This is a genomic window from Vibrio sp. PSi01 (assembly GCF_054960695.1).
Genome location: NZ_JBHNYN010000016.1, coordinates 73706 through 93316 on the forward strand (window position 1 = coordinate 73706; position 19611 = coordinate 93316).

The following is a 19611-nucleotide window of genomic DNA, read 5'->3' on the forward strand; positions in this document are numbered from 1 at the left end:
GAAAGGTTAAACGTCATCTCTCGCCATACCATTGATCACGATATTATTGTAACTAACCATACCGACTATCTTATTGTCACAGACCACCGGAGCACGGCTGATACCAAAGCGCTCAAACAAACGAGCACAATACTTAACGTTCATATCTGCCGATACGCTTAAGGCTGGTTTTGTCATGATCTCATAAACATTTGTACGCTTTGGAGAGCGGTTCTTAGCAAGCACTTTCTTAGCAATATCGTTCATTAGTACAATGCCGTATTCATCATCCTCATGACGCTTGTCAACGATAATCGCTTTTACCTTGTGGTCTCTTGCCATCTCAATCGCTTCTAACACGGTGGTTAACCCATCGATAATCACATAAGTATTGGCCATCACATCACTTACTCGGATTTTTTCGCTGCTACTCATAGTTCATCCTCCACAACCTTGGTTAGCTTCTCTACTTGATGCGCAACCCCTACGGCATCTTCGACATCTATCTGTACCGCAATACCCTGTCCCGATTCTTGGTCAAACTCCCCCACTTCACTAATTCTTTCGAGAATATGCCTTGCTAGATGCTCCTCGACGACAAACAGCAGCACGTCTTTTTGAACCTCTAACGTCAAACCAAAAAAGGTACGTTTCTGGTTTAAACCTTGCCCTCTGGCATTGTTAATCACCGTCGCCCCGGTTGCTCCAGCATCACGCGCGGCGTCAAGTACGATGTCTGTCTTGCTCTCTTCTACAAACGCTAAGATCAGTTTAAAGCGCATCTTTACTCTCCTTAGAGGTGTATATACGGTTTAACCAATGAGTTATTTGGGCATAACCCATAACCGAAATAATTGGAAATAAGCTGGCAAATGCAATCAAGCCGAAACCATCGATCACTGGATTACGTCCAGGTACGGTTGAAGCAAGTCCTAATCCTAGCGCGGTCACCAAGGGTACCGTCACCGTTGATGTGGTTACACCGCCAGAATCGTATGCGAGAGGGATGATTAATTTGGGGGCATAAAGGGTCTGAATCACGACGATGACATAGCCGAAAATAATGTAGTAATGTATAGGGTCGCCTGCAACGATACGATAGCTCCCAAGAGATATACCAATAGCAACACCGAGTGCAACCGCAATTCTTAACCCGTTGATACTAATGCTGCCACCAGAAACTTGGTTCGCTTTAATCGCGACGGCAATCAAAGAAGGTTCGGCAATAGTGGTACTAAAGCCAATAAAAAATGCAAACAGATAAACCCAATAATAGTCAAACCACACCAACCCATGTCCTGAGCTGATCTTAAATTCCGATAAAAAGTTTGGCTCGGTCAACTGCATCGCCATCGTTTCCCCTAGAGGAAACAGGGCCAACTCTAGTCCCATCAAAAACAAAGATAACCCTAAAATGACGTAGAAAAAACCTAGCAATACTTTGGCTAAATTAGTCACAGGTTTACGCAGCACCACTAACTGAAAGCCAAAAATAATGACCCCAATTGGAATGACATCAGTCACGGTACCAAGAAAGGTATCCAAAAATTGCTGAAAGCTCATCATGTCACCACCATTCCATAAACCATCACAAACATCATCGGTAGTAAGGAAGCAAAAGCAATCAAGCCAAACCCATCAATCATCGGATTACGTCCCTTGATTGCCGAAGCTAAACCAACCCCTAATGCTGTAACCAATGGAACCGTGATGGTTGATGTTGTCACCCCTCCAGAGTCATACGCAATGCCTATGATGTTCTCAGGAGCAAATGCAGTTAGCACCACGACACCAATATAACCACCAATAATCATGTATTGAATTGGCCAGCCTTTTAGGATTCGCAATACGCCGAGTAAAATAGCGATACCAACTGACAACGCCACAGTGAATCGTAAGCCATTCGCGTAGTGTTCCATTTCATCTAAAGAGTTAGGGATTACCCCTCCCTCAGCCGCGACTTCGGCCGCCTCGGCTGCTACCGCAGTTAATGCAGGTTCAGCGATAGTCGTGCCAAACCCCAAACAAAAAGAAAAGGTCAATAACCAGAACACGCTCCCCTTACGAGCAAATGCTTGAGCCATCGATTCACCAATCGGGAAAAGTCCCATTTCGAGTCCAAATATGAAGAAAGTGAGACCCAAAACCACCAGCAGCAAACCAATAAGGATAGAAAAGAGATGTGGAAGCGGCTCTTGGAGGACCGCGAGTTGAAAAAAAGCAATCACCGCGACAATCGGTAACAAATCTCTCAGACTGCCTAACATCGCTCGAAACAAAGCAAGCACTGCTGTCATCGTGACTCCTTTTGTTTGCGATTATGTTCGGTTATCAATTACTAATAATCATGGCAAATCCTTATCATTGCTTGTGTGACAAATATTACGCAGTTGGTAACCTATCTGAGTAAAGTTCATAAGTGTGATAAAGGTACATAGTCCATCATCAAAATTTAAATTCAGGTACCTGTTTATTGCGGTCGTAATTTCACTATCACACGATTGAAACCAACTGATCGTTATAGTTATTTTTTCGTATTGGTTGGCTATTAAAAACAAGCCATGTCTATAATTATGTTTAATAGGGAGATTGGTATGAAGATATTGTTAACTGGTGGTACTGGATTTATTGGCTCAGAATTGATCAAGACTTGGAACACTGATGACGTGACATTACTGACGCGGAGCCCAGAAAAAGCAAAGCAAAGCCTAAACCACCTTAATCAGAATAATCTTCATTACATTCAATCTCTGGATGAACTAAGCGATCTCAATGACTTCGATGTGGTGGTTAATCTTGCAGGTGAGCCTATCGCTGACAAGCGCTGGAGTTCAGAGCAAAAAGACAGGATTTGTAACAGTCGCTGGCACATTACGGAAAAACTGGTCAAATTAGTTCATGCCAGTAGCAACCCGCCTGAAGCTTTTATCAGCGGCTCAGCCGTCGGCTACTATGGTGATCAACAACAAAAGCCGTTTGATGAAACATTAGAAGTGGAAGATGAAAGCTTTCCTCATGAAGTTTGTGCTCATTGGGAAGAAATCGCCAAACGAGCTCAATCTGACAAAACGCGCGTTGTTTTGCTGCGCACGGGCATTGTTCTTGGCGAAAATGGCGGTGCATTAAAGAAAATGCTGACGCCCTACAAACTGGGAGTTGGTGGGCCTCTCGGCTCGGGGAAACAGTACATGCCATGGATTCACATGCTTGATATGGTTCGGGCCATAAACCACTTATTGTCGATCCCTCACGCTCAAGGAGAATTCAATCTGTGTGCCCCTCATCCCGTCACCAACAAACACTTTAGTAGGACATTAGCCAAGCAATTACGACGCCCGCATATCCTTTTCACTCCTAAATGGGCAATGTCGCTACTCATGGGTGAGTCTTCTTGTCTATTATTCGACAGCATTCGCTCTAAGCCAAAGAAACTCACTGAGATGGGGTTCATTTTTAGTTATTCAAGAATCGAACCTGCTCTGAAAAACTTGTTACAACATCAAGACTAATTCTTTACCCTAGAACAATAGAAACTCTAATTAAGGATTAAGTGTGAACAAGTCAATTCTTATTACCGGTTGCTCAACGGGTATTGGCTACACATGTGCTCATGCACTTCAAAAGCGCGGCTTTAATGTCATCGCATCTTGTCGTGATCCACAAGATGTAAAACGTCTTCAAGACGAAGGGCTCACATGTATCCAACTGGATCTTTCCAACCAGGAAAGCATCGAGCAAGGCGCAAAACGAGCATTAGAACTGTCTCCGAACGGATTATACGGCCTCTTCAATAATGGGGCTTATGGCCAAGCTGGCGCACTAGAGGACTTACCAATCCAAGGACTTAGAGAGCAATTTGAAACTAACTTCTTTGGCTGGCATCACTTAGTTTGTCAAATTCTTCCTCACATGCGCGAGCGTGGTGAAGGGCGCATTGTACAAAACAGTTCTGTGCTAGGCTTTGCAGCAATGAAATATCGTGGTGCTTATAATGCATCGAAGTTCGCTCTTGAAGGATGGACTGATACCTTGCGCTTGGAGCTACATGGCAGTGGTATCCACATTTCTCTACTGCAACCTGGTCCGATTGAGACTCAATTTAGAACCAACGCCCTGAAAGCATTTAACAAATGGATATCGATTTCAGGTAGTGCACATCAAAAAGCTTACCAACAGCAAAAAGACCGACTCGAAAAAGAATCATCGAACAACGCGTTTGTTCTGCCTCCTGAAAGCTGCGTTGGGCCAGTATTTCATGCACTCACAGCCGATAAACCCAAGCTAAGATACCGAGTTACGACCCCGACTAAAGTGTTCGCGATATTGAAAAGAATTCTACCAAGTCGCTTGCTAGACCCTATTTTGAGAAAAGCTGCATAAATTACTAACTTTGTATCAACAGTCGCAAACTTTAATGTAACGATGTAATTTTTCCGTAACAATAAGATGCCATGATTACCCTATCTCATCAATTATTCCCGATTGATGAATAGACTCTGGAAACTTCATGACTTTAAACCGCCTTAATTGGGTAGGTGTGGGTTTGGCTATTACGTTGTTTATTCTGTTTTGAGTATCTCACGCAACACCTCACTGACTACCTTTATGATAACGCTATGCCTTCCATGTAGAGACAACTACTTTACCAACATAGAAGCATAGCGTTTTTCTATATTTGTCTCTTTTTATCTGAGATAACAGAGTTAGATCTTGAAGTTACCAACTTATCCCCCCATATTTGCAACGTATCCATAAAACAACCCTCAAGGAACGTAAATGCAATCTCCGCATATTGTTGAACTTAATGAACAGAACTTTCGCCAAGTATTAGAAGGTTCGATGCAGACTCCTGTACTCATCCATTTTTGGGCACCAATGAGCCAAGAGAGCGCCCAAGTCATTCCTGAACTACAAACATTAACTCAGCAATACAACGGCGCTTTCACCCTAGCCCTGTTGAATTGCGAGCAAGAGCAAGCCATTGCTAGCCAGTTTGGTGTACAAGCACTGCCAACCATCGCACTGTTTGTTAACGGTCAACCTGTCGATGGATTAGGTGGTCCTCAAAGCGTGGAAGCGATTGTGGAAATGCTAAGTAAGCACTTACCTAGTCAAGATGAGCTCGCTTTGCGCCAAGCTCTAGAGCAAATGCAAGCCGGTGAGCACGCACAAGCACTCTCGGCAATGCAACAACTGCCAACAGAGTTAACAAACAAAGGTGAAGTAAAACTGGCTATCGCTGAATGCCTTTTAGAGACACAACAGTTTGAACTCGCTGAAACTCAGCTTGCCACTATCCCTCTCGAGTACCAAGACAACTACTATAAAGGCTTAGTCGCTAAGCTTGAACTTCACAAGCAAGCTGCTGACAGCCCAGAAATCCAAGCATTAGAAGCGGCTTTACAGCAAAATCCAGGCGATGCGAAGACCGCTTCTGAATTGGCATTGCAATATCACCAAGTAAATCGTAGCGAAGAAGCTATGGATCTACTTTGGTCATTCCTAGCTAAAGATCTCAATACGCTCGATGGCGACATGAAGAAAGAGTTCATGGATATCTTAAGTGCATTAGGACAAGGTAACGCAGTTGCGAGTAAATACCGTCGTCAACTGTACTCGCTACTGTATTAGTAAAGCACACATATCACAGCGTAGTGTTTAGCTGATACCTATCTCGATAGATAACAAACCCTCAGCAGACCGTACGAATCGAACAACGTTAAATGGGCCATAAAATCAAGGTTTTATGGCCCATTTCTCATTTATAGATTTGCTCGATTTTTAAATATGAGCCAGTATGAGTAATGAACTATCAAAAACTTAAAATTACAAAGGATTTTGTATGGCTATTGATACATTAATTACCATCGGCGTCTTTACTGTCGTCGCAATACTGTTCATTTTCGCTGGAGTAAAAACGGTTCCGCAAGGCAACAACTGGACTGTAGAACGCTTCGGTCGTTATACACAAACACTCAAGCCAGGATTAAATCTGATCATTCCATTTATCGATAAAGTTGGACAACGCATCAGTATGATGGAGCGAGTTCTCGATATCCCGGCTCAAGAAGTCATCTCCAAAGATAACGCAAATGTGGTTATCGATGCGGTGTGCTTTGTACAAGTCATAGATGCCCCAAAGGCAGCTTATGAAGTCAATGATCTTGAGCATGCGATCCGTAACTTAACCCTAACTAATATCCGTACTGTGCTTGGTTCCATGGAGCTAGATGAGATGCTTAGCCAACGTGATATGATCAATACCAAATTGTTAAATATCGTTGATGAAGCAACAAATCCTTGGGGCGTAAAGGTTACACGTATAGAGATTAAAGATGTACAACCACCAGCCGATCTTACTGCCGCGATGAATGCTCAGATGAAAGCCGAACGTAACAAACGTGCTGATATCTTAGAGGCAGAGGGTGTGCGACAAGCTGAGATCTTAAAAGCAGAAGGCCACAAACAATCAGAGATCCTCAAAGCGGAAGGTCAAAAGCAAGCAGCAATCCTGCAAGCAGAAGCGCGTGAGCGTGCTGCAGAAGCAGAAGCGAAAGCAACAGAAATGGTATCAACAGCTATCGCTCAAGGTGACATGCAGGCAGTTAATTACTTTATAGCACAAGGTTACACCGACGCATTGAAGTCTATTGGCCAAGCTGAAAACGGTAAGATCATCATGTTACCACTCGAAGCAACTGGCCTAATGGGTTCTGTTGCAGGTATCGCAGAGATGTTTGCACATAAGAATGACAAGGGTAGTAAGGACTAACTTATGGTCGAATTACTAGAACAAGTAAACCATTGGCATTGGTTAGCGTTTGGTCTAGCACTGCTAGCACTTGAGCTGATTGGAACCGCTGGTTACTTTTTATGGATAGGGATATCTGCCATGCTCGTCGGTGCCCTATTAGGCGCACTACCGATCGGTTGGCAGATGCAATGGTTGTCCTTCGCGAGCTTCTCTCTTATTACCACTTGGCTGTGGTGGAGAAGGCAGTTGTCCAATGATAAACACTCTGATGCTGGTCGGGAACTGAATCAAAGAGATAAACAACTAATCGGAAGAACTACACGCCTTTTAGAACCAGTACAAAAAGGTAGCTGTAGAATAAACCTAGGAGATAGTTCTTGGTCTGCGATTAGTACACATGATGTTGCTGCAGGAGAGGAAGTCGTGATTACAGCTGTCGATGGCATTGTTCTAACAATCAGCCCAACTAAAGAATAATCCAGATGAGCTTCCAAGCCATAAGTGTTTTTACTTATGGCTTTTTCTCTACAAGCGAATCGATAATTGGACAATGGCTATTTGAGTCACCGGGACATTGTTCAACCCACTCTACTAAAGTCTTTTGAATTACCAGTAGATCTTCTATTTTTCTGTTCACTTCGTTTAGCTTGCTTTGCGCTTTTGCTTTAACATCGGCACTTTCTCGGCATGGATTGTCAGCTAATTCAACGAGTGCACGACACTCATCAAGCGAAAACCCAGCACTTCTCGCCTTCGCAACAATCCCAAGCTCTTTAATCTGCTTCTTATCGTAGCTTCTATAGCCATTATCAGAACGCAACGGCGCTGAGATCACCCCTTTGTCTTCGTAAAGGCGAATAGACTTCGTGGATAAGTTGGTAAGCTTAGCTGCTTCACTTATGTTCATGATATTACTCTAATAACCAGTTGTATTTTATGTATTTACGAACCGTTACTGCCTTTGATGCAAGAAGAAATAATACACCGTTCATCCGCCCATGCATAACAAATATAATTTAAGAAAATAAAGTCTGCCATTTATAAGCGTTTTATTTTCAATAAAGGAAATACCTTCCATTTATTGACATTTCCAGTAACCACAAATCAATAAGTTACTGATTGATCTATTGAAATTAACTTTGTTATTTTTCATTAAAAATTTTAATGTAACTTTGATCTTTCATAAACCATATACATAATTGAGTATTAAGCATGACGTTTAAATGCGATTTATTTTATTTTTGGTAAGTTTAAAGGATGGCAAACATGAAACTTTTAACTTTAGCGTTAGCCTCAGTATTTATTTTCTCAGCTCCAACCTCACTTGCGCAGAATAACGCAGGCAAAGTATTTGGTGCAGGTGTCCAATGTACATTCAATGACGGAGCGGTAAAACAACTGCCCCGTGAACTATGCAAAGCATATGGTGGTACGCATCAATAATTACAGTGGGTAGGTTTAGGGAAACTGTTCCTTAGCCTACCTAAATTTGTAGAAGTCAGCACCAATGAATGCATCCCAGCCTCTTTGCCATTCAGCTTTGATCATCACCTCTTGAGGCATATCCACACATTGATCTGTGTATCTTGTTCCTTTGATACCTTTTTCAAACGCTTTGTAGGGGTCACAAAACTCTGATTTTCCTTTTTCATATCCAGCAAGATAGGCAGATTCATCAAACTCAACCTTTCCTTTAATATCTGCCAATGAATTATTGTCTATCGCATAACCATGACTTCCAAAGCGCTCCCCTTGACCATACCAAAACTCAGATGCAGTTTTCGGTGAAGAGGTACATGCAGCTAAACTAAAAGCAATTAATGTAATGGGAATAATACGTTTCATAAATATCTCCTAAAAAGCAAAAAAGCTGGGCAAATGCCCAGCTTTTTCTATTTCTTATCTAACTTACTTAACTCCGAAAGGAATTGTTAGAGCTAGTTTGAAATCAGTCTCGTCTTGGAAGGCATTAGAATAACCAGTCCAGTTTGGCGCGTCTGAATCATTAAAGAAGTTAGTGTAGTAGAAGCTGATGTTAGCATCTTTCAATGCACCGGCTTGAATTGCATAGTTTGCGAAGAAGCTGTATGCATACTCTACTAACTCATCGTAACCGTCTGCTTTCGCACCCGCACCGTAAGCACCACTTACACCAGCGCTGAAACCTGTACCACCAACATCAGAGAAATCACGAGTTGAAGATAAGAAGAAAGCATATTCGCCATCGTGGTTAAAGTCAGAACGGTTGTTCCACCAAACATCGTAAGCACCGTTTGAACCACCATACTGTTCTGTTAGACGGTAAGACATGTTACCAACATTGCCACGAGTATCTTCAGAGTCAGCAACTGTATATGTCGCTTCAGCACGGAAGCTATATTGCCCCATAGATTTAGATGTTAATAGCGCCGCTTGGAAAGCTGTGCTGTCAAATTGATTGTCATCATCAACTACGTATAGTTGTGGAGACCAAAATAGACCGCCGTCTGTTGTGCCTTTAACTTTAGCATGGAAGTTTTTACGATCCCCGTCAGTTAAACCACCGTAACCAACATCAAGTCCGATACCATTACTTAACGTATAGCGAGCACCCATTGAGTATACATCGCCTACATCTTTACCAGGGCTACCCCAGAAAGAACCGTCACGGAATTCATATGTTTCTTTGAACCAAGGTGCTTTGTACTGGTCTGCATAAACGAAACCAACAGAAAGATCGCCAAAGTTACCACCGATCTCACCACCACGGTATGTACCAGGAGCAAATGACCAGTTAACGCCCAAAGAACTAGGTACAGACGGTTGGAAGTAACCAAGTTGCGCATTGATGTTCTCGCCAAACTTGAATTTTAATGCTGCTTTAGCGAAAGAAACACCGTTGTCAGTTTGGTAAGAATCACAGCCTGTACTTGCACCGTAAGCAGAATCACAATCAAAGAAATTCATCTCGTGTTCAAATGAACCGCCAGTTTCTTCACCAGCCCACATGTCGAATGTGCTATACACTACTGCGTCAAAACCAACAACGTCAGCTACGTAACCTGAATGGAAACCTAAGTTAGCAAAGATAGAGCCGTGATCTAAGTTTGTTGTCTTAGCTGTATCGTTGCCATTTGCATCCACATTACCACGGTCACGAGCACGCATGAAAAAGTTTAGGTTACCGCTAATTGTTGATTCAGAGAAGAACTCTGATGCCTGACTTGCATACTCCGGACCGATTGGGTCTTCAGCCATAGCTGGAGCAGCAGAAAGTGCACCTACCATTGCTGCTGTAATCGCAGATACTTTAAAAAATTTGTTTTCCATGGAATAAAACTCCTAAAAATGGATATAGCTGTTTGAATATTCCCCGCCTAAAGTTGGCCGCCGTAGAGAGAAATACCTTTTCTTGTTTGAGAACCCTAAACTCTGAATTCTCTATTTCCTTTCTGGTTATACACATCGTGTGCATCCATGGTATTAAGACTAACTTCGCCCTCAAAAAGATCAATGAGAACTTAATTTTCATCTAAAAAAATATGAGTTGGTGCAAATTTACTGGGTACTTAGTGATCTCGCTCGCTAATTTTAAAAAACCACAAAACAACACACAAAACTAAAATAAAAACAACAACTTAAAATAAAATTAGATTTCATAAAATTGATATGACTCGCAAATATTCTACAACTAGAATAGCATTTCATTAATATTGAGCGTCATCACTGTCCTGATTTTATAGTTCGTATAGACACAAAATTCTCAGCAATTAAAAAGCCTTAATTTTTATAGCGGACACAAAAAAAGCACTCCAGAGAAAGGAGTGCCTTTGAGCTTTTTTTATCTGTATTTACTTACGAAATGAGGGCTATTAGATCATCTTCTGTTCTTATTTCGATACCTAAATCTTGTGCTTTGGTTAATTTAGAACCTGCCGCTTCGCCAGCAAATAATATGTCGGTTTTCTTCGATACGCTACCCGTCACTTTCGCACCTAATGCTTGTAGCGCAGCTTTAGCTTCACTTCGACCTAATTGGGACAATGAACCTGTTAACACAACGACTTTACCTTCTAATGGTAGATCTTGGTCATCCGCAACAGCTTCAATTGCAGGCCAGTTAACACCGAGCTCTAGCAACTGCTCGATTACGGCCCTATTTTTCTCTTGTGAGAAGAAGCTTGTGATATGACTAGCAACAATGTCGCCAATATCTGACACTTCAACCAATTGTTCATGTGTTGCTGTTTGAACTAAATCGAGAGTCTTGAAGTGTTGCGCTAAGTTCATTGCTGTCGCTTCACCCACTTCACGAATACCTAGTGAGTAAAGGAAACGTGCCAGTGTTGTGTCTTTAGCTTTGTTAAGAGCACTCACCACGTTCTGAGCTGACTTAGGCCCCATTCTATCAAGTACCGTAATCACACCCGCACTGAGCTTAAATAAGTCAGCTGGAGTTTCTACCATTTCACGATCCACAAGCTGCTCAATTACTTTTACACCAAGACCATCAACATCAAGTGCTTTTCTAGAGACAAAGTGCTTAAGCGCTTCCTTACGCTGTGCCTGACACACCAAACCGCCAGTACAACGCGCTACCGCCTCACCTTCTACGCGCTCAACAGTAGAGTTACATACAGGACAAGTATCAGGGAAAACAATGTCTGTAGCAGTATCAGGACGACGGTCTTGTACAACAGCCACTATTTGTGGAATAACGTCACCAGCACGGCGAATGATAACGCTGTCGCCCACCTTCACGCCTAAACGAGCAATCTCATCAGCATTGTGAAGCGTGGCATTACTTACCGTCACACCACCAACAAAGATAGGTTCTAGTTTAGCCACTGGCGTAATCGCGCCAGTACGACCAACCTGAAACTCAACATCGTTAAGTAAAGTAATCTCTTCTTGAGCTGGGAACTTGTAAGCAATAGCCCAACGAGGTGCTCGCGCAACAAAGCCTAAAGTTTCTTGTGCGGCAATGTCATCGACCTTAATCACCACCCCATCAATCTCATAGGCCAGAGCATCACGACGAGACATAATATCTTGGTAATACGCTTTCACATCATCGAGTGAAGTTAGCTGCTTGGTCTCTGGGCACATTGGTAAACCCCAACCTTTAAGCTGTATAAAACGTTGGTAGTGACTAGTAGAGAGCTCAGCACCTTGCACAACACCGACACTGTACGCGTAAAAAGCTAATGGTCGCTTTGCCGTAATACGAGAATCAAGCTGACGTAGACTACCTGCGGCGGCATTACGAGGGTTAACAAAGACTTTCTCGCCTTTTTTCAACGCCAGTTCATTCAGTTTGTTGAAGCCTGCTTTTGGCATAAACACTTCACCGCGAACTTCAATGCGCTCAGGCCAACCTTCACCTTGCAACTTAAGCGGAATAGAACTGATCGTACGCACGTTTTCGGTAATGTTTTCACCTGTTGCGCCATCACCACGAGTTGCAGCTTGAACTAAAGAGCCATTTACATAGAGTAAGCTCACCGCTAAACCATCAAGTTTAGGCTCACAACAGAAAGTCTTGAGGTTTGCCGTTGGCGCTCTATCAGACATACGCTTATTAAACGCATCCAAATCTTCATCAGAGAAAGCATTGTCCAAAGAAAGCATTGGTATCTCATGAGTCACTTGCGTGAAGCCCTCTAAAGGCTGGCCACCAACACGCTGGCTCGGAGAATCTACCGTCACTAGCTCCGGGTTCTCTTCCTCAATCTTGAGCAACTGCTGCATTAAGCGATCGTATTCGACATCAGGGATCTCAGGGCTATCTTCTACGTAATAACGAACGGCATGATAGTGCAGAGTTTCTCTTAACTGCTCTAAGGTAACTTGAATCGATTCTTTCATATCATTCTCTGTCGTGATTGAAATATCAAAAAGGGCTCCCTTAGGAGCCCTTTTCTATAAATATAGATTATTTACAAGGCTAAACAATGAGGCTAGGCATTGGAAGCCGTCATAAAGTCTCTGATTTGTTTACGGTAGTCAGACAAGCGGTTTGGTGTCATTAAGTTACGTGACTCATCTAATACGTTACCGCCCATGTCGTCGGCAATTTTCTGAGCTGCACTGAGCATAACGTTGAAATTTTGATCAGCTTGGCCATAACAAGGCAGCGTCATAAAGAACGAAATACCTTTTGTGGTAAAGTCAGCAGGATCGTCGTGTTCTAGAGTTCCTGGTTGCATCATGTTCGCAACACTGAAAATAACTTTGGGCTTGGCACTAGATTGCGCAAAACAGTGATAGATAGACATCTCACCATAGGCTAAGCCGTTACTCTCCATACTACGGAAAAGTTCAGTACCAACAAATGGAATCTCTCCAGCGCAATGAACATTAAGAACAATCACTTCCAGACCTAACTCTTCATCTTGCTTAACTTCTTCAACAGGCGCAGCACTTTGTGTCACAACGGCTTCTGTTGTAATGAACGGCTCATTCGGCGTCAAGCGCTCGCTTTGAGTTAAAGGTCCATCAATCACCTCGTCTGACTTGTCATCAAAAGAACCATATTGTTCTCGGAAGCCAGCGTGATTTTCTCTCTGCTCATCAGTCAAATCAAAGCTTGGAACTTCATGTTCAACCGCTTCTTCAAGCTCTTTAGGTTCTTCTACCTTGATTGGGTCTTCAACACTGAAAGAAGGAAGATCACTCAATTCTATACCATCTTCGTGCACTTCTTTTGTTTGTGGCGCGGTTAACGGATCTGAGTCAATCAGAGGATCCGTCGCAGATGGCGAAACCGCAAAATCCGGCTCTTTACGCTCTTTTCGGATTATCTCAAAATCATCTTCTGGGGCGAATGAACGGTTTGGGATAGTTTCTGCGTCATCTAAGCTATCGTTATCAAGCTTACCAAGCGGCTTATCACCAAACTTTGCTTTTCCTTCTTTTTTACTCGTCCACAGACCGTGAAACAATAATGCGGCGATAGCTAATGCGCCAACAATAATGAGTACAAATCGCAATTCCTGCATTTTTCGCTCTCAGCTTTCTTAGTCAACTAGCTATAAAGACGCTGTCACTAAGTTGGGTTAATTTGGCCAATTTCACTACTCTATCAAAAGTAGCCACTGTTTTAGAACAACTTAATACAATTAGTTCCTTACATGGTGTGATTTTCGCCACGCTTTTTTTCTTAATTTCGGTCGAGTACACTAGGGATGTTTGCTATTTAACCAAATTCACATGTGACCTAATTTAAATATGACTATTGAATCTGTTCCCCGCTCTGGCTTTGGCTACTTTATTTTCGGAATAAAGATCGCTTTGTCGCCGAGTATTCGTAAGTTTGTACTACTTCCTCTCATCGCTAACGTGTTACTCGTTGGTGGTGCTCTATTTTATATTTTCTCCAATCTGAACACTTGGATAGAAGGCTGGATTGGAGCACTGCCAAGCTTTTTGTCTTGGTTGTCATATATTTTATGGCCACTCTTAGTATTAACCGTATTGGCAACATTTTCGTATTTCTTTAGCACACTTGCTAACTTCATTGCCGCGCCCTTCAATGGTTTGCTTGCAGAAAAGGTAGAAGAGTTGCTCAGTGGCAAAAAAATCAATGATGATGGTTTACTCGATGTTCTCAAAGACACTCCACGTATATTAGCGAGAGAATGGCGCAAACTTGTCTACGTTCTGCCAAAAGCGATCGGTTTATTCCTACTTTTGTTAATTCCAGCGCTAGGACAAACCGTTGCACCGTTTTTATGGTTTATCTTTACAGCATGGATGTTAGCGATTCAATACGCTGATTACCCATTTGATAACCATAAAATCAAATTTGATGACATGAGAAACAATTTGAAACAAAAACAAGGCAAGACCTACAGCTTCGGAGCGCTTGTTTCTGTGTTCACAACGATTCCAATTCTAAACCTCATCGTTATGCCGGTTGCCGTCTGCGGCGCTACTGCGATGTGGGTTGCTGAGTTTAAAGACCAAGCGCTACGTTCTCGCCTATAAACTCCCTCAATTTTTAATAACTGCGCCTATCTTTTTTGAAGTTCTTATTTCCATAAAGATAGGCGTGAATTCTGCGACATATCTATATGATATAACTTTTTAATCCTTTTACCTTTTTTTCAAGTTGTTTAATCTAAATTCAAGCTAAACAAACATCGAAAGACACTAGACGGTAAAGTGATTGATATACTACGTTTAGTTCTGTCATTAAATGAAGGAATATCGCATGAGCAAGATCTACGAAGACAACACACTAACGATTGGTAACACGCCTCTAGTTCGCCTTAATAAAGTAAGCAAAGGCAATGTCCTAGCTAAAATTGAAGCTCGTAACCCAAGCTTCAGCGTGAAGTGTCGTATCGGTTCAAACATGATCTGGGAAGCAGAAAAAGCAGGTACTCTAAAACCAGGTATTGAACTTGTTGAACCTACAAGTGGTAACACAGGTGTTGCTCTTGCATTCGTAGCAGCTGCTCGCGGTTACAAGCTAACGCTAACGATGCCTGAATCAATGAGCCTTGAACGTCGTAAGTTACTTAAGGCGTTAGGCGCAAACTTAGTACTGACTGAAGCGCCAAAAGGCATGAATGGCGCAATCGCTAAAGCAGAAGAAATTGTCGCTTCAGACCCAGAAAAGTATCTGCTGCTTCAGCAATTCAACAACCCAGCTAACCCACAAATTCACGAGAAGACAACAGGCCCTGAAATTTGGGAAGCAACAGACGGTGAGATCGATGTCTTTGTCGCTGGCGTGGGTACGGGTGGTACGCTTACAGGTACAAGTCGCTATATCAAAGGCGAGAAAGGTAAAGCAATCACTTCAGTCGCGGTTGAACCAGCAGAGTCTCCAGTGATTGCACAAGCGCTTGCTGGCGAAGAAATCAAACCCGCTCCACACAAAATCCAAGGTATTGGTGCCGGTTTTATCCCTGGTAACCTAGATTTAGACCTGATTGACCGAGTAGAGCCAGTAACTTCTGAAGAAGCGATTGAGATGGCTCAACGCCTAATGAAAGAGGAAGGTATTCTAGCGGGCATCTCATCTGGCGCAGCAGTAGTAGCGGCAAACAGAATCGCGGAACTACCTGAATTTGAAGGAAAAACCATTGTTACCGTGTTACCAAGCTCAGGCGAACGTTACCTAAGTACAGCCTTATTTGCTGGCATCTTTACGGAAAAAGAGAACCAACAATAATATGTGGTCAAATCAATTTTTCGTCCAAAAAAGCCCCGTTTAGGGGCTTTTTTGTTGATCCCTGCCCCACCTTTGGTAATATCGGGTCTGTTTTATTTTTCGCTTCAAAATAAAAGAAGCAATAAACAAATTCTGAAAGTCATGAGTACTCAATAAAAGATGACCATGGCTGGATAAAAATTTATAACCAGTCTAAGTTCTAACACGAACATGGCGTACTAGCCTCTAGCGCATTTGGGCTAAAGCAGTTAAGCTAATCTGGTTACAAACTTACAAAAAATAAATTAATTGGGGTATATAAAATGTACGAGAAGCAAGTAGAAATCACAGCAGAAAACGGCCTTCACACTCGTCCAGCTGCACAGTTCGTTAAAGAAGCAAAATCTTTCGACGCTGACATCACAGTGACTTCTAACGGCAAAAGCGCTAGCGCTAAAAGCCTGTTCAAACTACAAACTTTAGGCCTAGTAAAAGGTACTAACGTTACTATTTCTGCTGAAGGCCCTCAAGCTCAGCAAGCAGTAGACCACCTAGTTGCTCTTATGGATCAACTACACTAATACGGTCTTCTTCTTTCAAAGCCATTTTGCATAGCAAAGTGGCTTTGTTCGAAATAGATAGCAATAAACGCGACATTAGTCGACGACTTAAAGTCACACATTCTCCCGTTTACAGTTGAACAACTAAGGTAAGGCTATGATTTCAGGCATCCTAGCATCTCCTGGTATTGCTTTCGGTAAAGCACTACTACTTCAAGAAGATGAAATTGTCCTAAACACTCAATCTATCTCAGACGATCAAGTTGAAGCAGAAGTTCAGCGTTTTTTTGACGCTCGTAACAAATCTTCTCAACAACTTGAAGTTGTAAAGCAAAAAGCACTTGAAACTTTTGGCGAAGAAAAAGAAGCAATCTTTGAAGGCCATATCATGCTGCTTGAAGATGAAGAGCTAGAAGAAGAGATTTTAGCACTCATCAAGAAAGACAAAATGCACGCAGACAACGCGATCTACACAGTGATCGAAGAGCAAGCTGTTGCACTTGAGTCACTTGATGATGAGTACCTAAAAGAACGTGCGACTGATATCCGTGATATCGGTACTCGTTTCGTTAAAAATGCACTAGGCATCAACATTGTTTCTCTAGCAGATATCAATGAAGAAGTTATCCTAGTTGCTTACGACCTAACACCATCTGAAACTGCACAAATCAACCTAGATTACGTTCTTGGTTTTGCTTGTGACATCGGCGGTCGTACATCTCATACTTCAATCATGGCACGTTCACTTGAGCTTCCAGCTATCGTTGGTACTAACGATATCACTAAGCAAGTTAAGAACGGCGACATGCTTGTGCTAGACGCGATGAACAACAAAATCATCATCAACCCTTCTGAAGCTGAGCTAGCAGAAGCTAAGAAAATCAAAGAAGATTTCGAAGCTGAAGCGGTTGAACTAGCAAAACTAAAAGATTTGCATGCTGAAACTCTAGACGGTCACCGTGTAGAAGTTTGTGGCAACATCGGTACAGTAAAAGACTGTGACGGTATCCTGCGTAATGGCGGTGAAGGCGTTGGTCTGTACCGTACTGAGTTCCTATTTATGGACCGTGACGCGCTTCCTACTGAAGAAGAGCAATACGTTGCTTACAAAGAAGTAGCTGAAGCAATGGAAGGCGAGTCAGTGATTATCCGTACTATGGATATCGGTGGCGATAAAGACCTACCTTACATGGACCTTCCACAAGAGATGAACCCTTTCCTAGGCTGGCGTGCAGTACGTATTAGCTTGGATCGTCGTGAAATCCTACGTGACCAACTGCGTGGCATCCTACGTGCATCTGCACACGGTAAACTACGTATCATGTTCCCAATGATCATTTCTGTTGAAGAGATCCGTGAACTGAAAAAAGCAATCGAAGAGTACAAAGTTGAACTTCGCGCTGAAGGCCTAGCTTTTGATGAAGAAATCGAAATCGGCGTAATGGTTGAGACTCCAGCAGCTGCTGCAATCGCACACCACTTAGCGAAAGAAGTGTCTTTCTTCTCTATCGGTACTAACGACCTAACGCAATACACTCTTGCGGTAGACCGTGGTAACGAAATGATTTCTCATCTATACAACCCATTATCTCCTGCTGTTCTTACAGTAATCAAGCAAGTGATCGACGCATCACACGCTGAAGGTAAGTGGACTGGTATGTGTGGTGAGCTTGCTGGTGACGAACGTGCAACATTACTTCTTCTTGGTATGGGTCTAGACGAGTTCTCTATGAGCGGTATCTCTATTCCTAAAGTTAAGAAAGTAATCCGTAACTCTAACTTCGCTGAAGTTAAAGCGATGGCAGATGAAGCACTATCTCTACCTACAGCAGCAGAAATTGAAGCTTGTGTAGAAAAGTTCATTGCTGAGAAAACTCAGTAATCGCCAAGAGCTTAATAAGATTAGACGGCTAAAAATAGTCGTCTAATTTGTTAGATTGGTATAGTATATTCTACAGAATAAAACTAAACGTTAGGAGCATGACACAATGGGTCTGTTTGACAAACTGAAAAAGCTTGTATCTGATGACAGCGCTGATGCTGGTGCAATCGAAATCATCGCACCTCTTTCTGGTGAAATCGTAAACATCGAAGATGTGCCAGATGTAGTTTTCGCTGAAAAAATCGTTGGTGACGGCATCGCTATCAAACCAGCTGGCGATAAAATGGTAGCTCCAGTTAACGGTACTATCGGTAAGATCTTCGAAACTAACCACGCATTCTCTATCGAGTCTGACGACGGTGTTGAGCTTTTCGTTCACTTCGGTATCGATACTGTTGAACTTAAAGGCGAAGGCTTCACTCGTGTAGCTGAAGAAGGTCAATCAGTTAAAGCTGGTGACACTATCATCACTTTCGACCTAGCGCTTCTAGAAGAGAAAGCGAAATCTACGCTTACTCCAGTTGTTATCTCTAACATGGACGAAATCAAAGAGCTGAACAAGCTTTCTGGTTCTGTAACTGTTGGTGAAACTCCAGTTCTTAAAGTAACTAAGTAATTCTGATTACTTATCTGCTTTAATAAAAACGCTACCCAAGGGTGGCGTTTTTTGTGCCTGTTATATTGATCGAGTTCCTTAAACAACGGTTCTGACTGCCGCTCTTCACCTCCTTGTAGACAGCCCCTCAATAAGCCACAGCAATACCAATCCTTAATTGCCAACTAACCGCACTACTTTGTTATTAAACCCAGTTAAACGCACCCTAGGCGCTGACCTTGCATGTTAGATAACGCGGTATAACTTCAGGTAGACACAGACCTCTGATATCTCGCTCAGATCGATTCTGAGATGACGACCAACGACTTCGATTCAGGTAAACAATGGATAACTACCTCTCTATAGTCGTCATTCCCTACAGCGAGGGACGAGCGTTATAGGGAATCTCGCTTTTGCTCCTTTCAGCATTACGGCACTTTCTCAAACTACACTCTTAGCTAAATCACAGGCAATAAAAAACCCAGCCGAAGCTGGGTCTGTTTAGCGCTCATCTCTCACCACGAGCTAATTTGTGGAAACCAAACGTTAACGCATTGGGTCATGGGTCAACGTGGCCTTTCAATCGATTAACCGAGTAGGCTAAGTGCCGAGTTCGGTGCTTGCTTCGCTTGAGCAAGAATCGAGCTTGAAGCTTGAGAAAGGATCTGAGACTTAGTCATCTGAGTCGTTTCTTTCGCA

At 42.6% G+C, this 19611-nt stretch carries 22 protein-coding genes; 11 read left to right on the plus strand and 11 right to left on the minus strand.

The window, feature by feature from the left end; all coding sequences use genetic code 11:
* Nucleotides 1-6: 6 nt before the first annotated feature.
* Genes ACFI6G_RS18010 through ACFI6G_RS18025 form a run of 4 tightly spaced genes read right to left on the minus strand, consistent with a single transcriptional unit; the run spans nucleotide 7 to nucleotide 2276 of the window.
* Complete coding sequence (locus tag ACFI6G_RS18010; protein ID WP_010436692.1) at nucleotides 7-414, minus strand: CBS domain-containing protein; 408 nt, start codon at nucleotides 412-414, stop codon at nucleotides 7-9.
* On the minus strand, nucleotides 411-761 hold the full coding sequence (locus tag ACFI6G_RS18015) for a P-II family nitrogen regulator (RefSeq protein ID WP_010436689.1): 351 nt from the start codon (nucleotides 759-761) through the stop codon (nucleotides 411-413). The genes ACFI6G_RS18010 and ACFI6G_RS18015 overlap by 4 nt, the downstream gene beginning before the upstream one ends.
* Nucleotides 751-1545 carry a DUF1538 domain-containing protein gene (locus tag ACFI6G_RS18020; protein ID WP_010436686.1) on the minus strand — a complete coding sequence of 265 codons (795 nt, stop codon included), beginning with the start codon at nucleotides 1543-1545 and terminating at the stop codon, nucleotides 751-753. Before ACFI6G_RS18020 ends, ACFI6G_RS18015 begins: the two co-directional genes overlap by 11 nt.
* Nucleotides 1542-2276, minus strand: a complete 735-nt coding sequence (locus tag ACFI6G_RS18025; RefSeq protein WP_016767475.1) for a DUF1538 domain-containing protein — start codon at nucleotides 2274-2276, stop codon at nucleotides 1542-1544. The genes ACFI6G_RS18020 and ACFI6G_RS18025 overlap by 4 nt, the downstream gene beginning before the upstream one ends.
* Nucleotides 2277-2573: 297 nt before the next feature.
* Here ACFI6G_RS18025 and ACFI6G_RS18030 point away from each other — a divergent pair, with 297 nt between their 5' ends.
* The 5 genes from ACFI6G_RS18030 to ACFI6G_RS18050 all read left to right on the plus strand — a co-directional run bounded on the left by ACFI6G_RS18030 (nucleotide 2574) and on the right by ACFI6G_RS18050 (nucleotide 7210).
* Nucleotides 2574-3488: a TIGR01777 family oxidoreductase gene (locus ACFI6G_RS18030; RefSeq protein WP_016799518.1), complete on the plus strand. Its 915-nt coding sequence runs from the start codon at nucleotides 2574-2576 to the stop codon at nucleotides 3486-3488.
* 43 nt (nucleotides 3489-3531) lie between these two features.
* Complete coding sequence (locus ACFI6G_RS18035) at nucleotides 3532-4359, plus strand: SDR family oxidoreductase (protein WP_016767474.1); 828 nt, start codon at nucleotides 3532-3534, stop codon at nucleotides 4357-4359.
* Nucleotides 4360-4755: 396 nt separating this feature from the next.
* Nucleotides 4756-5610 (plus strand): co-chaperone YbbN, encoded by an 855-nt coding sequence (locus ACFI6G_RS18040; protein WP_016791229.1) that lies wholly within the window; start codon nucleotides 4756-4758, stop codon nucleotides 5608-5610.
* A 211-nt stretch (nucleotides 5611-5821) separates the two neighbouring features.
* Complete coding sequence (locus ACFI6G_RS18045; protein ID WP_010436654.1) at nucleotides 5822-6751, plus strand: SPFH domain-containing protein; 930 nt, start codon at nucleotides 5822-5824, stop codon at nucleotides 6749-6751.
* 3 nt (nucleotides 6752-6754) lie between these two features.
* Complete coding sequence (locus tag ACFI6G_RS18050) at nucleotides 6755-7210, plus strand: NfeD family protein (RefSeq protein ID WP_010436652.1); 456 nt, start codon at nucleotides 6755-6757, stop codon at nucleotides 7208-7210.
* A 34-nt stretch (nucleotides 7211-7244) separates the two neighbouring features.
* On the opposite strand, the gene cueR is transcribed toward ACFI6G_RS18050, so the two are convergent.
* Nucleotides 7245-7640: a Cu(I)-responsive transcriptional regulator gene (gene cueR / locus ACFI6G_RS18055; protein ID WP_010436650.1), complete on the minus strand. Its 396-nt coding sequence runs from the start codon at nucleotides 7638-7640 to the stop codon at nucleotides 7245-7247.
* Nucleotides 7641-7999: 359 nt separating this feature from the next.
* On the opposite strand from cueR, the gene ACFI6G_RS18060 reads away from it, so the two are divergent.
* Nucleotides 8000-8176, plus strand: coding sequence for a hypothetical protein (locus ACFI6G_RS18060; protein ID WP_010436647.1), 177 nt, complete (start codon nucleotides 8000-8002; stop codon nucleotides 8174-8176).
* Nucleotides 8177-8212: 36 nt separating this feature from the next.
* Here the strand turns inward: ACFI6G_RS18060 and ACFI6G_RS18065 are convergent, their stop codons facing one another.
* From ACFI6G_RS18065 to zipA, 5 genes are all read right to left on the minus strand, one after another.
* Nucleotides 8213-8578, minus strand: coding sequence for a DUF2799 domain-containing protein (locus ACFI6G_RS18065; protein WP_010436645.1), 366 nt, complete (start codon nucleotides 8576-8578; stop codon nucleotides 8213-8215).
* Nucleotides 8579-8641: 63 nt separating this feature from the next.
* On the minus strand, nucleotides 8642-10042 hold the full coding sequence (locus ACFI6G_RS18070) for an OprD family porin (protein WP_010436643.1): 1401 nt from the start codon (nucleotides 10040-10042) through the stop codon (nucleotides 8642-8644).
* The gene (locus ACFI6G_RS18075) at nucleotides 10023-10178 is read right to left on the minus strand and encodes a hypothetical protein (protein ID WP_004734257.1); all 156 of its coding nucleotides are present in this window, start codon (nucleotides 10176-10178) and stop codon (nucleotides 10023-10025) included. The genes ACFI6G_RS18070 and ACFI6G_RS18075 overlap by 20 nt, the downstream gene beginning before the upstream one ends.
* A gap of 389 nt (nucleotides 10179-10567) precedes the next feature.
* On the minus strand, nucleotides 10568-12580 hold the full coding sequence (gene ligA, locus ACFI6G_RS18080; protein ID WP_010436641.1) for an NAD-dependent DNA ligase LigA: 2013 nt from the start codon (nucleotides 12578-12580) through the stop codon (nucleotides 10568-10570).
* 92 nt (nucleotides 12581-12672) lie between these two features.
* Nucleotides 12673-13713, minus strand: coding sequence for a cell division protein ZipA (zipA, locus tag ACFI6G_RS18085; RefSeq protein WP_016792473.1), 1041 nt, complete (start codon nucleotides 13711-13713; stop codon nucleotides 12673-12675).
* 229 nt (nucleotides 13714-13942) lie between these two features.
* On the opposite strand from zipA, the gene cysZ reads away from it, so the two are divergent.
* From cysZ to crr, 5 genes are all read left to right on the plus strand, one after another.
* Nucleotides 13943-14701 carry a sulfate transporter CysZ gene (gene cysZ, locus ACFI6G_RS18090; protein WP_016787735.1) on the plus strand — a complete coding sequence of 253 codons (759 nt, stop codon included), beginning with the start codon at nucleotides 13943-13945 and terminating at the stop codon, nucleotides 14699-14701.
* 226 nt (nucleotides 14702-14927) lie between these two features.
* The gene (gene cysK / locus ACFI6G_RS18095) at nucleotides 14928-15896 is read left to right on the plus strand and encodes a cysteine synthase A (RefSeq protein WP_010436636.1); all 969 of its coding nucleotides are present in this window, start codon (nucleotides 14928-14930) and stop codon (nucleotides 15894-15896) included.
* Nucleotides 15897-16198: 302 nt separating this feature from the next.
* Nucleotides 16199-16456, plus strand: coding sequence for an HPr family phosphocarrier protein (locus ACFI6G_RS18100; RefSeq protein ID WP_004734263.1), 258 nt, complete (start codon nucleotides 16199-16201; stop codon nucleotides 16454-16456).
* Between the two features lie 136 nt (nucleotides 16457-16592).
* The gene (gene ptsI / locus ACFI6G_RS18105; protein ID WP_010436632.1) at nucleotides 16593-18317 is read left to right on the plus strand and encodes a phosphoenolpyruvate-protein phosphotransferase PtsI; all 1725 of its coding nucleotides are present in this window, start codon (nucleotides 16593-16595) and stop codon (nucleotides 18315-18317) included.
* Nucleotides 18318-18423: 106 nt separating this feature from the next.
* Nucleotides 18424-18933: a PTS glucose transporter subunit IIA gene (crr, locus tag ACFI6G_RS18110; protein ID WP_004737851.1), complete on the plus strand. Its 510-nt coding sequence runs from the start codon at nucleotides 18424-18426 to the stop codon at nucleotides 18931-18933.
* A 566-nt stretch (nucleotides 18934-19499) separates the two neighbouring features.
* Here crr and ACFI6G_RS18115 read toward each other — a convergent pair.
* On the minus strand, nucleotides 19500-19611 hold a 112-nt coding region (locus ACFI6G_RS18115), incomplete at its 5' end, for a flagellin (RefSeq protein WP_259397661.1).